This is a genomic window from Bartonella sp. HY406, assembly GCF_025449315.1.
Lineage (GTDB): Bacteria > Pseudomonadota > Alphaproteobacteria > Rhizobiales > Rhizobiaceae > HY038.
This window is the reverse complement of the sequence record NZ_CP104893.1, coordinates 490,862-504,329: the sequence shown is the minus strand read 5'-3', so window position 1 is coordinate 504,329 and position 13,468 is coordinate 490,862. Positions and strand designations below refer to the sequence as shown.

Annotated in this window: 11 protein-coding genes; 6 read left to right on the top strand and 5 right to left on the bottom strand. The window is 43.1% G+C overall.

Going from position 1 to position 13,468, the window contains the following annotated elements; all coding sequences use genetic code 11:
• Positions 1 to 50 precede the first annotated feature (50 nt).
• The 4 genes from N6B01_RS02070 to tsaD form a co-directional block, all read right to left on the bottom strand.
• Positions 51 to 479 carry an EVE domain-containing protein gene (locus tag N6B01_RS02070; protein WP_182418690.1) on the bottom strand — a complete coding sequence of 143 codons (429 nt, stop codon included), beginning with the start codon at positions 477 to 479 and terminating at the stop codon, positions 51 to 53.
• Between the two features lie 116 nt (positions 480 to 595).
• Positions 596 to 886 (bottom strand): YciI-like protein, encoded by a 291-nt coding sequence (locus tag N6B01_RS02065; protein WP_182418689.1) that lies wholly within the window; start codon positions 884 to 886, stop codon positions 596 to 598.
• Positions 887 to 890: 4 nt separating this feature from the next.
• Positions 891 to 1,919 (bottom strand): NAD(P)H-dependent glycerol-3-phosphate dehydrogenase, encoded by a 1,029-nt coding sequence (locus tag N6B01_RS02060; RefSeq protein WP_262079709.1) that lies wholly within the window; start codon positions 1,917 to 1,919, stop codon positions 891 to 893.
• Between the two features lie 69 nt (positions 1,920 to 1,988).
• Complete coding sequence (tsaD, locus tag N6B01_RS02055; RefSeq protein ID WP_262079707.1) at positions 1,989 to 3,068, bottom strand: tRNA (adenosine(37)-N6)-threonylcarbamoyltransferase complex transferase subunit TsaD; 1,080 nt, start codon at positions 3,066 to 3,068, stop codon at positions 1,989 to 1,991.
• A 222-nt stretch (positions 3,069 to 3,290) separates the two neighbouring features.
• Between tsaD and hemC the strand changes: the two genes are divergently transcribed.
• From hemC to N6B01_RS02035, 4 genes are all read left to right on the top strand, one after another.
• On the top strand, positions 3,291 to 4,217 hold the full coding sequence (gene hemC / locus N6B01_RS02050) for a hydroxymethylbilane synthase (RefSeq protein WP_262079705.1): 927 nt from the start codon (positions 3,291 to 3,293) through the stop codon (positions 4,215 to 4,217).
• Positions 4,218 to 4,234: 17 nt separating this feature from the next.
• Positions 4,235 to 4,945, top strand: a complete 711-nt coding sequence (locus N6B01_RS02045; protein WP_262079704.1) for a uroporphyrinogen-III synthase — start codon at positions 4,235 to 4,237, stop codon at positions 4,943 to 4,945.
• A 380-nt stretch (positions 4,946 to 5,325) separates the two neighbouring features.
• The gene (locus tag N6B01_RS02040) at positions 5,326 to 6,924 is read left to right on the top strand and encodes a hypothetical protein (protein WP_262079703.1); all 1,599 of its coding nucleotides are present in this window, start codon (positions 5,326 to 5,328) and stop codon (positions 6,922 to 6,924) included.
• Positions 6,921 to 8,660 (top strand): heme biosynthesis protein HemY, encoded by a 1,740-nt coding sequence (locus N6B01_RS02035; protein ID WP_262079701.1) that lies wholly within the window; start codon positions 6,921 to 6,923, stop codon positions 8,658 to 8,660. The genes N6B01_RS02040 and N6B01_RS02035 overlap by 4 nt, the downstream gene beginning before the upstream one ends.
• A gap of 188 nt (positions 8,661 to 8,848) precedes the next feature.
• On the opposite strand, the gene gdhA is transcribed toward N6B01_RS02035, so the two are convergent.
• Positions 8,849 to 10,201: an NADP-specific glutamate dehydrogenase gene (gdhA, locus tag N6B01_RS02030; protein ID WP_262079699.1), complete on the bottom strand. Its 1,353-nt coding sequence runs from the start codon at positions 10,199 to 10,201 to the stop codon at positions 8,849 to 8,851.
• Between the two features lie 626 nt (positions 10,202 to 10,827).
• Here gdhA and N6B01_RS02025 point away from each other — a divergent pair.
• Together N6B01_RS02025 and thiD are read left to right on the top strand one after the other, a co-directional pair.
• Entirely contained in the window at positions 10,828 to 12,243 is a 1,416-nt protein-coding gene (locus N6B01_RS02025) for a DHA2 family efflux MFS transporter permease subunit (RefSeq protein WP_262079697.1), read from the top strand.
• 209 nt (positions 12,244 to 12,452) lie between these two features.
• Positions 12,453 to 13,253 carry a bifunctional hydroxymethylpyrimidine kinase/phosphomethylpyrimidine kinase gene (gene thiD / locus N6B01_RS02020; protein ID WP_262079696.1) on the top strand — a complete coding sequence of 267 codons (801 nt, stop codon included), beginning with the start codon at positions 12,453 to 12,455 and terminating at the stop codon, positions 13,251 to 13,253.
• Positions 13,254 to 13,468 lie beyond the last annotated feature (215 nt).

Here is a 13,468-nt window from a genome sequence, read left to right as displayed (position 1 = left end):
TGATAAACTAACCGTCAAATCAAAGAGCGAATATATAGGGTGCTTATCGCCTATTGTGGGGCAGGTTCAAGACCGCCCATGCGGCAAACCTCAAGCCACTCATCTTCACGCACCGGTTGCACCGATAGGCGCATAGACGTAACCAGTGCCATATTTTCAAGCTTAGGATTAGCCTTAACCGCTTTTAGCGTCACCGGCTTTGGCATATCGCAAACAGCTTTAATATCAACACATTCCCAACGCGGATCATCGCTTGTTGTATCATGATGGGCAAGCGCGCATATTTCAACAATACCAACAACTTCTAACCCCTCATTAGAATGGTAGAAAAACGCCTTATCGCCAAGTTGCATGGCGCGCATATTATTGCGGGCAAGATAATTGCGCACGCCGTCCCATTGCTCGCCTTCTTCGCCTTTTGCCTTTTGCATCTCCCATGACCATTTGAATGGTTCTGATTTAAAAAGCCAATATGCCATATGCCTGCCTTTAGAAAAATAAATAGTGGAAAATCAATAGTGGAAAATAAAAGCCGGCAGTCTTTGTTGCCAATAATTGCCGGCTTATTTTAACAAAATAGGTTTAGGGTTCTGCCTTAACTATTTTCAGGATTGTTAATTGCCCAGCGCCAAGGACGAACCTGTGCATCGGCAAAAAGATTGGCTAATGCATAAGGATCATTTTTCATGATTTTTTCAGCCTCAGCTATATCAGCAGCTTCCACCACCACAAGGCTTCCAACGCCATTGCCTTCATGATCTAAAAAGGGACCTGCAAATTTTAGCGTATCCCCAAGGCTCGTCAAATATTCAAGATGTTTTGGGCGAACCTCTTGACGCTTTTCAACATGGTCAGGCTTATCATTTGCAATAATTGCATAAAGCATTTTATTAATCCTCAAATTTAAGTGGCCGTGAAATTAAACCATCCATTGCTTCATCAATACTAATACGCTTATCAATTAAGGCAGCTATTGCATCAATAATTGGCGCGTCAATATCATTGTCCTTGCATAGCTTAGCAGCAATTGGCGCGGTGGCAACCCCTTCGGCTAAAGGTAAATCATCAAGGCTTAACCCCTGCCCCATCGCAAGCCCGTAAGAATAATTGCGCGATTGTGGGCTTGATGCGGTTAGCATTAAATCACCAAGTACCGATAGACCCATCATTGTTTCAGCCTTGCCGCCCAATTTTGTTGCAATGCGCCGCATTTCGGCAAAGCCACGCGTTACCAATGCAGCTTGCGCACTTGCACCAAGACCGCGCCCAGTAGTAACCCCTGCCCCCAAGGCAAGCACATTTTTTAACGCGCCACCAATTTCAACACCGATTAAATCATGCGATGCGTAACAGCGAAAACGCGCCCCAGAAAAAACATGCACTAAATTTTTAGCAAGGTCGGCATTGGTGGCGGCAATGGTAACGGCGGTTGGTAGGCCTTTGGCAACATCGGCGGCAAAACTTGGGCCAGACAAGGCAGCAATTGGATGATTTTTGCCCAAAATATCACTTGCAACATCGGACATGAAGCGCCCCGTTGCCCGCTCAATACCCTTGGCGCATAAAACCATGGGTATATTTTCTTTAATGTCGCTCGCAATATCGCTTAAAAATGCACCAAAGGCTTGCGCTGGTATAACCCCTAACAAAATTTCGCCATGGGCAACTGCTGCTTTAACATCAGTGGTGGCAATAATTGCCTTTGGCAATTTTATATCGGGCAAATATTCACTATTTTGTTGGTTAAGATTAATATCGTCAACCATTGCTGTGGAGCGCGCATAAAGGCGCACATCATGGCCTTGATTTGCCGCCATAGTGGCTAAGGCTGTGCCCCATGCACCACCACCCAAAACAGTAATTTTTTTATGCGCAGCCTTATTGTTTAAATCACTTTTTGCTTGCGATTTACCATCCATATTAATGCCCCTTATTTTTGCGCCTTATACTTTTACGCCTTATGCCTTTGCGCCTTATAGTTTTGCGGCTTATGCTTTTGCGCCGCGCCTCCCAGCACCAATTAATGGCTCTGCCTTTTGGTCAAGCGGCCAACGTGAACGCGGCGCAGTCTCTAACGGATCAAACAGCTTTTCTGCGGCACGCTCTGCCCCCGCCCATGCTATCATTGCAGCATTATCAGTGCAAAGACTAATTGGCGGGGCAATAAATTCAAAGCCCTTGGCAGCGCAGGTTTTTTCAAGCATGGTGCGGATAGCCTTATTGGCTGCAACACCGCCGGCAACCACCAATTTTGGGTTGTCTAACTCTGGATAGGTTTCCAAAAAACGTTCAAGGGCGCGGCCAACACGGTCTGCTAAAGTATCAGTGACGGCAAGCTGAAATGCTGCACAAATATCAGCAACATCCTTATCACTTAACGGCGCCATTTGCGTTGCTGCTTTTCGCACCGCCGTTTTTAAACCGGAAAAAGAAAAATCAAGCCGCTTTTCACCTTTTAACGGGCGCGGCAGGTTTAAACGCGCGCTATCGCCGCTAAAAGCGGCTTTTTCAACCGCTGGCCCACCAGGGTAATCAAGACCCAATAATTTTGCGGTTTTATCAAAAGCTTCGCCAAGTGCATCATCAATCGTGGTGCCAAGGCGCTCATAATCACCAAGGCCTTTAACCAAAATCATTTGGGTATGGCCACCAGAAACAAGCAGCAATAAGTAGGGAAAGCTTAAATTATTGGTAAGGCGCGCGGTCAAGGCATGCCCTTCAAGGTGGTTAACCGCGATAAATGGTTTATTGGCAGCAAGGGCAATGGCTTTTGCAGTCATTAACCCGACAATCAAACCACCAATCAAACCCGGCCCAGATGTTGCTGCCACCGCGTCAATATCATCCAATCGAAGGCCTGCTTCATCAAGCGCCTTTTTGACTAAACCATCCAAAACGTCGACATGAGCGCGCGCTGCTATTTCAGGCACCACACCACCATAGGGGGCATGTTCCTCAATCTGGCTGAAAACGATGTTTGAAAGAATTTCACCACTGCCATCTTCATTTCTTACAACAACCGCAGCAGCAGTTTCATCACAACTGGTTTCAATACCAAGCACTCGCATTTAAGGATTAACCTTTCAAAAATAAAAAAATGGCTACAGATTTTTTGTTATTTATGCAATAAGTTTAAAATAGCCAATGAGCGATCAACAATATTTGCTAAATAAATAATTTATCAATATTTGACCGCTTGATAAAATGCGCTAACTGTTTAATTTTATGCATTTTTATGTAAAACTAATTATTAGTTCTGCTAACATATGCTATAACACGGATAAAATAAGATGCAAACACCTCTTCTAAAAATAGGCACAAGAGCAAGCGAATTAGCATTGGCTCAAGCCCATGAGGTGCGCGATCGTTTGGTGCTTGCCCATAATCTTAACCAGCAAGCAATTGAAATAGTGCCGATGTCCACCAAGGGCGACCGCGTGCAAAACCGCGCTTTATCGGAAATTGGTGGCAAAGGGCTTTTTACTGAGGAAATTGAAACCGCCCTAACCAATAAAGAGATTGACCTTGCGGTGCATTCCACCAAGGACATGCCAACCATTTTGCCTGATGGTCTTTATCTTTCCGCTTATTTAAAGCGTGAAGATCCGCGCGATGCCTTTATCAGCCATAAGGTTAAAAATTTTATGGATCTAGCGCAAGGCGCAATTGTTGGCTCATCTTCGCTGCGCCGCCAAGCAATGATTCGTCGCTTGCGCCCAGATCTTGAAGTGGTGATGTTTCGCGGCAATGTGCAAACACGGCTTAAAAAATTACACGATGGCGTTGCCGACGCTACCTTTTTAGCGGTTGCTGGCCTTAACCGTTTGGGACTTTCCCATGTGATTAGTGAAATTGTTGATGAGCGTTATTTTGTGCCTGCGCCCGGCCAAGGTGCCATTGTTATTGAAAGCCGCAAGGGTGACATAAAAACCGATCAACTTGTTGCGCCGCTACGTGATGAAACCACACATTTAGAACTTACGGCAGAACGGCAATTTTTAAAAAGTCTTGATGGTTCATGCCGCACGCCACTTGGTGGCCTTGCTCGGGTTAAAGATGGCGTTTTGCACTTTCATGGCATGGTGGCAACGCCCGATGGCAAAGAATTTTTTGAAGTTAAAATTGCCGGCAATCCCCAAGATGGCGGATTAATTGGCGAAGAAGCCGCAATGGAACTTAAAAAAAATGCTGGCGAAAAGTTTTTTAGTAGCTGGTAGGAATGGGATAGTAAAATATGGTGCAAGGTGGTGATAAGGCTAGCAAAACTATTCTAGTAACGCGCCCCATCGAAAGCAGCCAAAAAACGCAAGAATATATTTTAGCAAAAGGCTTTAACACGATTATTGCGCCTTTATCTCGGCTTGAGCCTTGTAATTTTATACTGCCCGAGGATTTATCACAATTTGATGGCCTATGCGCATCAAGCGCAGCGGCATTTTTAGCTACAAGCCATCAAAATGATCCAAAATTTGAAATTATAAAAGAATTACCCCTTTTTTGCGTTGGCAGCAAAACGGCAAAAGCTGCGCAAAATGCTGGTTTTCGCCATATAGCTGCTATTGCCCAAGATGCAGATCAGCTTGTTTCATTGCTAAAATCCAGCAATTATCAGCATTTTTTATATCTTGCCGGTAAACAACGCCGCCCTGTTTTGGAAGACGGCTTAACCGCGCAAGGCCGGCTTGTTACTACGATTGAAACCTATGAAGCCTTTGCAATGACACCAAATAAAGAAAAAATCGCAAAATCAATGCAATTTGATGCGGTTTTGCTTTATTCAACCCTTGGATTAAATGGCCTTAAAGTCATTGATAGTCATTTTAATCATGCAACAAAATTTTTATGCTTATCAAAGCGCATTGCACAAAGCCTGCCACAAAAATATCAACCACAAGCAATTATTGCCAGTGAGCCAACCGAGGAAAACCTATTAAAGCTTTTATAAAAGCCGCTATAATTTTAACCCAATAGAGCGTTTTTTGAAAAGTGTGAAGCGGTTTTCGGGCAAAAAACGGCGTGTAAACTATGGATTAGAGCGCATATCTGATCCAATCAGATCGAAATGCGCTCTCATCAAAAAATGCTCAAAGGATTTAAACTCTTTTTTCATTTTGCTCGAATAAATGTTATGGTACAAAAATTAAGAATGTTTAATCAACCATAGTTTGGTAAAAGCTTGGTGAAAGCATGTGACTTGATGTAATTTTCTTGATCTTGTGTGAAAATAACGCAATAAGTTAGATATATTTTAAAATGACTACGATATATTTTAATTTGTGTTACATGAACCAATAGCAGTCTATAGCCGCGAAAATGTGAGGAATTATGGCCAGAGCAGATAAAAAACGTCATTCAGGCACAACCCGTAAACCCGCCGCAATAGATCATGAGCCTTTGCCCAAAGGCTCACAAAATGTACCTGATGCCGAGCCAGTCGCCATGGCACAATTGGCAGCGCCAAAAGCGCAAAATAATCCCACACAAGATGCACCGCAAAAACAACCTGTGCAAGATAGTGGCAATAAAGCTGCCCCTGCAAATGAAAAAATTGCGGCAATTGGTGGCAAAGATAATTCAACTGATAAAGATGATATGACTTCAAAACAAAATTCTACATCCAATATGACTTCAACACCAGATAGCGGCAAAAAAACTGGTAGTGGGCTTCTAGCCGGCGTTGCGGGCGGTGTTATCGCAATTGCATTGGCCGGTGCATTACAATTTAGCGGTGTTATTCCACCGCTTTCCAATCATGGTCAAGCCGTGTCAACTGGCACTACTGTTGCAACCGCGCTTTCTGATAGCGTACAAAAAGAATTGTCAGCATTAAAAGCTGAACTTTCCAAATTGAAAGAACAAGGCCAACAACAACTTAGCAATGCGAGCAATGCTATCAGCGCTGTTGATAAAAACCTTATTGAAAAGGCAACAAAAGCTGCAGATGATGCGCGCGCGACTGCTGATCAAGCGCAACAATCCTTAAGTGACATTCGTCAAAGCACAAGCAGTTTTGCAGCGCAATTTGATGGTCTAAAAGCTGAAATCGCATCATTAAAAGAAAATTTAGCCCAAAATACGCATGCAACCATCAGCGCTGATGATCCGCAAATCCGCTCGCTTGAAGGCAAATTAAATGCGCTTGATGAAAATCTTGCAAGCTTTAAAAATGCGACTGAACAACGGTTTAATGGCATTCAAAGTGACCTTGATAAGGCAAAACAGCTTGAAAGCGCAGTTAGCCAAAATACCGCGAATATTGCCAAAAGCAACGCAACCCTCGATAGCCTTGCTGTTGAAGTTAAGAAAATTCCTGATCCCTTGGCAGAGCGCGCCAAAAGCATGACCACCCTTATTGCCGCCAATGCGCTAAAATCTGCGGTGGATCGCGGTGGTTCTTATGTCAATGAATTGGCAACCTTTGAAAGCCTTGCGCCTAAAGGTCTTGCCCTTGATGAATTGAAAAAATATTCCACTACCGGCATTGCTAGCAATGCCGCGTTAAGCGAAGAGTTTAGCAGCGTTGCCGATGCCATTGCTGCCACTGAAAACCAAGTTGGCAGTGACGCTAATTTGGGGCAAAAAGCGTGGAGCTATGCCAAAGGATTTGTCGCTATTCGCCCTGTTGGTAATGTAGAGGGCGATAATGCCGGTGCAATTGCCGCAAGAATGGAAGTTGCAATTAAGGAAGCTGATTATAATCACGCTTTAAGTGAATGGCAAAAACTGCCACAATCAGCCAAGGATGTTTCAGCAAGCTTTATCAGCAAGCTAAAAGTGCGCAATGATATTGATCAACTGCTTGCACAATTGGTCAATTTAACCATTAATCCTGATGCAAAAACAACACCGCAAGCGCCCGCGCAGCCAATACCTGCTTCTTTACCACATGAAACTGCCCCTAACCATGGGGAGACACAACCATGATCCGCGCTATAGTCTATTTTCTCGTGCTGGTAGCGGCCGGCGCAGGTCTTGCATGGTTTGCCAATTATCACGGTGATGTGGTGATGGTCATTGCTGGCCAACGCATTGTGATGAGTGTATTTCATGCAACATGCGCATTCATTGCTGCGGTTATTATTTTATTGTTCATTTGGTGGATTATCAAATCAATCATAACCGCGCCTTTTGCCTTTAACCGCCACTTAAAAAACCGCAAGCGTGACCGCGGCTACCAAGCCCTTTCACAAGGCTTAATTGCGGTTATGTCTGGTGATGTTGCCAATGCACGCAAAATGTTAAAGCAAGGCAATAAGCTAATTGACGAAAATAAAGAGCCGCTTATTCTTTTGCTTGATGCACAAACCAAACAACTTGAAGGCGACAATAAGGGCGCAATCGAAGTTTACGCCAAAATGCGCGAAAATCCCAATATGCGCTTGCTTGGCCTTAAAGGTCTTTATGCTGAAGCACTTAAAAGCAAAGCCTTTGATGCAGCCCACCAATATGCGGCAGAAGCTGCCCAGTTAAATGCCTCGCTAAAATGGGCAAACCGCGCTACCGTTGAGCAATTGAGCCTTGAAGGGGACTGGAAAGAAGCGCTTAGCCTATTTAACACTTATGAAAAAGCCGCCAAGAAAAATAAAACAGCCGCCAATGATCAAGACTTGCAACATATGCGGGTTGTGATGATGGCAGGCCAAGCGCAAGAAGGCTTTGAAACCTATCCTGATGAAGCCAAGCGCAATGCCTTAAAGGCAGTTAAACTTGAGCCTAATTTTGTGCCAGCGGTTAATATTGCCACGACCATTTTGTTTAAACTAGATGAAGTGCGCAAAGGCAGCAAGATGATTGAAAAATTATGGTCATCAACGCCCCACCCAGATCTTGCCTTAACCTATGTTAATGCTTACTTGGGTGCAAGTGCCTTGGATCGCCTTAAACGGGCGCAAAATCTTGCCCGTTTCAACCCAAAAAATCATGCCTCGTTAATGATTGTTGCACGCACGGCTTTAGAAGCGGGCGAGTTTGAATTGGCCCGTAAAAATGCTTTAATCATTGCTAAGGAAGCACCAACAGAAAGCACCTATCTCTTGCTTGCGGACATTGAAGCGGCGCAAAGCGGCAATGAAGGTAAAATGCGTGAGTGGTTGCAAATGGCCCTGCATGCCGAGCCAGATCCAGTATGGATTGTTGATGGCATGATGGTGCCGCAATGGGTTGCTATTTCACCAATAAGTGGTCAAATCGGCACTTGTGTTTGGACGCAACCAACCAAAAACACCCATCAAAATGCACTTGATCTAGACCTATCAAATGATAGCACTATTTTGCAACTTGAAGCGGTGGCACAAACAAGCGAGCCAAAGACGGAAACCAAGTTAAACGCCGATAAAGACGACATAAGCAAAGAGGTTGCTGATATTGCTAGTGCCGACCAAGCTCAGCCGCCTGCCAACAAACCTGAAACCAGTAAAGCTGAAACCAGTAAAACCGAAACAATAGTGGTTAAAACGGCTAAGCCGAGTACAGGCAATACAAGTGCAACCAATGCTGGAAAACCAATGGCGGAAGAAAAGCCGAAAGTTGATACCGCGCCAGCTGCAGCAATAATCATTGATGCCGAGCCAATGGATGACAAAAAATTTGAAGATAAAAGCCATCCAAGCTTCAACCGGCTAAATGTTGATGATCCGGGTGTTGACCCTAAGGATAAATAAAAATAAAAGAAAAAGTGTTCATAACAGATGTATAAAACACAAAATGAAAGCACTTAACAAAATGAAAGCACTTGCACCCCGATATCAAGTGTAAGTGCTCTCGTTTCACATTCAAAAATATTATCACTTAAATATCAGCCGATAGATCATTTAACAAATTAGCAACCGGCTAAAATTCAAAGCTGTTATCAAATAACGCCCATTGCTTTCATCGCTTCAGCAACCCGCACAAAGCCGGCAATATTGGCACCGGCAACATAGTCACCGGCAACGCCATATTCTTCAGCGGTTGATGCGCATAGATCATGAATATTATGCATAATTTCAGCTAAACGACTTTCGGTTTCCTCAAAAGTCCAGCTATCGCGTGAAGCGTTTTGCTGCATTTCAAGGGCAGAGGTTGCAACACCGCCAGCATTACAAGCTTTACCGGGAGCAAACAAAGTTCCTGCCTCAAGGAAAATATGCACCGCCTCGGCAGTTGATGGCATATTAGCACCTTCACCAACGGCAATAACGCCATTTTTAACCAAAGTGCGGGCGCTTTCGCCATTAAGCTCATTTTGGGTAGCTGATGGCATAGCAATTTCACATGGTACGTCCCAAATATTGCCACCCTCGACATAACGCGCATTGCCGCCCTTTAATTCAGGATAAAGCGAAATACGGGCGCGGCGTTTTTCTTTGATTTCCTTAACAATATCAAGATCAACGCCTTCTTCGTCATAAATATAGCCATTGGAATCAGAGCAAGCCACAACCTTACCGCCAAGTTCAATCAACTTCTCCATGGTATAAATAGCAACATTGCCAGAGCCTGAAACAACGGCCTTGCGGCCTTCAAAACTCATATCTTTGGTAGCAAGCATACGTTCAACAAAATACACCGCACCATAGCCGGTTGCTTCTGTGCGTGCTTGCGACCCACCATAAATAAGCCCCTTACCGGTGATGACACCTGCTTCATAGCGATTGGTAAGGCGCTTATATTGGCCAAACATATAACCAATTTCGCGGCCGCCAACACCAATATCACCGGCCGGCACATCAACATATTCGCCAATATGGCGGTGCAATTCAGTCATGAAAGATTGGCAAAACCGCATAATTTCACGGTCGCTACGACCACGCGGATTAAAGTCTGATCCTCCCTTGCCGCCGCCAATCGGCAAACCCGTCAAAGCATTTTTAAATGTTTGTTCAAAGCCTAAAAACTTAATAATGCCAACATTGACCGATGGGTGAAAACGCAAACCACCCTTATAGGGTCCAAGGGCGGAGTTAAATTGCACGCGAAAACCACGATTAATTTGTACATCCCCGGCATCATCAATCCACGGCACTCGGAAAATAATTTGGCGTTCTGGCTCGCAAATGCGCTCAATCAATGCATTATCAGCATATTCTGGATGTTTAGCCACCACACGTTCCAAGCTGCCTAAAACCTCATCAACCGCCTGATGAAATTCTGGCTCACCGGCATTACGCTTACGAACCACTTCCAAAACCTGTGCAAGTGTTTTATTTTCAGAAACCGACATTCAATCCTCCCAATGGGTTTTAATTGGGCGCGCATTAAGCGCCCAAACTGATGATGAGATTATAGGAAAAAGCAGTAATTTATATAGACATTCTAATAATTTATATAGTCATACCATTGTAATCGCGACAATTTTACTCTTCACCGCCAATTGTCATCAAATGAAATTTACAGATTAAAAATAAGCTAAAAGCTATAAACGACATTTAAAATTGGCCTGAATTGTATCATTATGCTAAATACTATTCTATAATTGTCAAGTTTTAAAAGTTGAATTTTCTGCCAATTATCTTCCTATTGATAATTAAAATAAGTCTAAAAAAATAACGTAAAAACAATATATTAAATTGTACTTCTATAGAGAAGGCGTATATAGGTTTTTTGCAGTTTTACTTCACCTTTAAAAGAAATACCAATGCGCAAGACATGACAACCATTGCGGTGATATATTTGCCGCCAATTTGAAACGTGTCGCACTATTTGCACTTATGCAAAAGAAAAACAGGCAAAAGGCAGGTTTATTCTTGCTTTTTTTTAATATACGTTTTTATTGGGTTCATAATAATTCAATAAACCGCTAAAGATTTAACCCTAGTCTTTGAAGCGTATTAGATTTAGGTGCATCAAATGTCTGTCCAAAATAACGAGCCTCCAAGTGCTGCTCGCCTTACCGCCATTGCCTTATTGGTGGCGGGAACATTTTTTATGGAAAACCTTGATGCAACCATCATCACACCAACCATACCTGATATGGCCATTAGTTTTGGCACAAGATCGATTAATCTTAATATTGGTGTTAGCGCCTATATGCTAACTTTAGGAATTTTTATTCCGGCAAGCGGTTGGATAGCAGAGCGTTTTGGTGCAAGACGCATTTTTGCTTTTGCGATTGCACTTTTTACCTTTGCTTCGCTTTTATGTGGCTTTGCACAAAACTTGCCGCAATTTGTTATATTCCGCATCTTACAAGGTATTGGCGGCGCAATGATGGTTCCAGTTGGACGCTTTGTTGTTTTGCGCTTTACACCTAAAGAAAAGCTTATTCAAACCATTGCCATATTAACTTGGCCAGCATTGGTGGCCCCAGTATTAGGGCCGCCTATTGGCGGTTTCATGGCCGAACATGTCGATTGGCGTTGGATTTTTTATATAAATATTCCCCTTGGCTTAATAGCTTTTGTTATGGCTTTATGGCTTATTCCTGCCGGCAAAACCAGCCATATTCCGCGTTTTGATTGGCTTGGCTTTTTATACTCTGGCACAGCTTTATTTTGCTTACTTTATGGTACGGAATTTGTCGGATATGAAGACGCCAACTTATCATTGATTGGTGGTATTTTCTTATTTGGTTGCATAATGCTTTTTATGGCAATTTATCATATGAAGCGCACTAAAAACCCAATGATAAATCTTGCCACCTTAAAAAATAAAACTTTTGCCGTTGCCATTTATGGCGGATCACTATTTCGCATTGGGGTTAGCGCCGTACCATTTTTGGTGCCACTTATGTTTCAAATTGGCTTTGGCTACGACTCCTTTTATGCAGGCATGATGCTGATGATTGTTTTTGCCGGCAATCTCATTATTAAACCACTTACCACGCCAATTTTAAAGCGCTTTGGCTTTCGCCCCGTTTTGATTGTAAATGGTCTTTTAAATGCGCTGTCGCTTTTTCTTTGTATTTTTATCGATCAGCATACGCCATTTATCATCACCGCGCTTATTTTATTTGCCGGTGGCGTCACCAGATCAATTCAATTTACCGCCTTAAATACGGTGGCCTTTGCCGATACCCCAACCAGTGACATGGCCAATGCAAATACGCTTTTTTCAACAGCCAATCAATTAAGCGTTGGTCTTGGCGTTGCCATTGGTGCAATTTCTTGGCGCATTGGCATTATGCTTGCACCAGAAAACGCCTTGCCTAGCATGCAATTTCATATTGCTTTTGTCATTATCGCCCTATTATCATTAATTGGCCTTTGGGACAGCGTGCGCCTTGCCAAGGATGCCGGCGCCCATGTTACTAAAAAAATAAAATGAAAACTTTATTTTTACTATGCGCCGATTATATTATTTATTAACTAAGTTTTTAAGCGCAATAATGCAGTTTTATTTTTATATGATAAAAACTAGATATAGTATGTTAGTTTTGATAAAATCATTATAAAAATAATACTTACCTTAAAATTAAAACACCGCATAACAACTCAAAAAATACCAAGCAATGCGGTTTATTGAGTGGAAAAAAAATGATCGCAAATGTCTTAAGTATTGCAGGCACTGACCCAAGCGGTGGCGCAGGCCTTCATGCAGATTTGAAAACATTTTCAGCTCTTGGCAGCTATGGCATGGCAGCCGTCACCGCAGTCGTTGCTCAAAATACGCGCGGGGTTAAATCATTTATTGCGCTAGAGCCGCAATTTGTTGCCGACCAAATTGATGCGGTTTTTGAAGATATTCATGTTGACGCGGTAAAAATTGGGATGATTGCCAATATAAAAATTGGCGAAGCTATTATGGATCGCCTCAATTATCACAAGGCTAAAAATATTGTTTTAGACCCGGTTATGGTGTCTAAAAGCGGCGATTTGTTAATGAACAGTGATGCGGTGGATTTTATCCGTGACGTCATGGTGCCAAAAGCCACCATTATAACCCCCAACTTGCTTGAAGGCGGCGTTCTTTTATCGATAAAGCCAGATTGGAGCGTTGAAAAAATGCAAGAGGTTGCCCCTGCATTAATGGAGCTTGGTGCCGGCGCCGTGCTACTTAAAGGCGGCGCGTTAAAAGGCGTTAAAGCAAGCGACTTACTTTGCATCAATAATGAAACAATTTGGCTGGAAAAAAACCGCGTTGAAACCAAAAACGATCACGGTACCGGCTGCACCATATCAGCAGCAATTACCGCCTTATTACCAACCCACTCCCTTAAAGATGCGGTATTTACCGCTAAAGACTATCTAACCCAAGCGCTTATTATGTCATCAAAGCTTGCTGTTGGTAAAGGCCATGGCCCCGTGCACCATTTTCATAATATTTGGAGCGAATAGGCAATTTTTGCGCGAACGCTCCCGTTGCATCTAAAAATTGACAAAAGATAAAAGGCTGCTTTGGTTTAAAGACAGCCTTTATTTATTCTGCCCAATGAAACCCTGCCCAAGGTTAGGGCCCTAGTCTTAAATTTTTTGCAAAAGCCAAAAATTTACTATTCGATAAAATAGCCATTGGCAAAAATATAAACAATCCCCTAAAAGACGCGATTTGA

Excerpts from the sequence above, each read along its gene's own strand:
- N6B01_RS02070 (WP_182418690.1), bottom strand. The coding sequence starts at position 479 with ATGGCATATTGGCTTTTTAAATCAGAACCATTCAAATGGTCATGGGAG.
- N6B01_RS02065 (WP_182418689.1), bottom strand. The coding sequence starts at position 886 with ATGCTTTATGCAATTATTGCAAATGATAAGCCTGACCATGTTGAAAAG.
- N6B01_RS02060 (WP_262079709.1), bottom strand. The coding sequence starts at position 1,919 with ATGGATGGTAAATCGCAAGCAAAAAGTGATTTAAACAATAAGGCTGCG.
- tsaD (WP_262079707.1), bottom strand. The coding sequence starts at position 3,068 with ATGCGAGTGCTTGGTATTGAAACCAGTTGTGATGAAACTGCTGCTGCG.
- hemC (WP_262079705.1), top strand. The coding sequence starts at position 3,291 with ATGCAAACACCTCTTCTAAAAATAGGCACAAGAGCAAGCGAATTAGCA.
- N6B01_RS02045 (WP_262079704.1), top strand. The coding sequence starts at position 4,235 with ATGGTGCAAGGTGGTGATAAGGCTAGCAAAACTATTCTAGTAACGCGC.
- N6B01_RS02040 (WP_262079703.1), top strand. The coding sequence starts at position 5,326 with ATGGCCAGAGCAGATAAAAAACGTCATTCAGGCACAACCCGTAAACCC.
- N6B01_RS02035 (WP_262079701.1), top strand. The coding sequence starts at position 6,921 with ATGATCCGCGCTATAGTCTATTTTCTCGTGCTGGTAGCGGCCGGCGCA.
- gdhA (WP_262079699.1), bottom strand. The coding sequence starts at position 10,201 with ATGTCGGTTTCTGAAAATAAAACACTTGCACAGGTTTTGGAAGTGGTT.
- N6B01_RS02025 (WP_262079697.1), top strand. The coding sequence starts at position 10,828 with ATGTCTGTCCAAAATAACGAGCCTCCAAGTGCTGCTCGCCTTACCGCC.
- thiD (WP_262079696.1), top strand. The coding sequence starts at position 12,453 with ATGATCGCAAATGTCTTAAGTATTGCAGGCACTGACCCAAGCGGTGGC.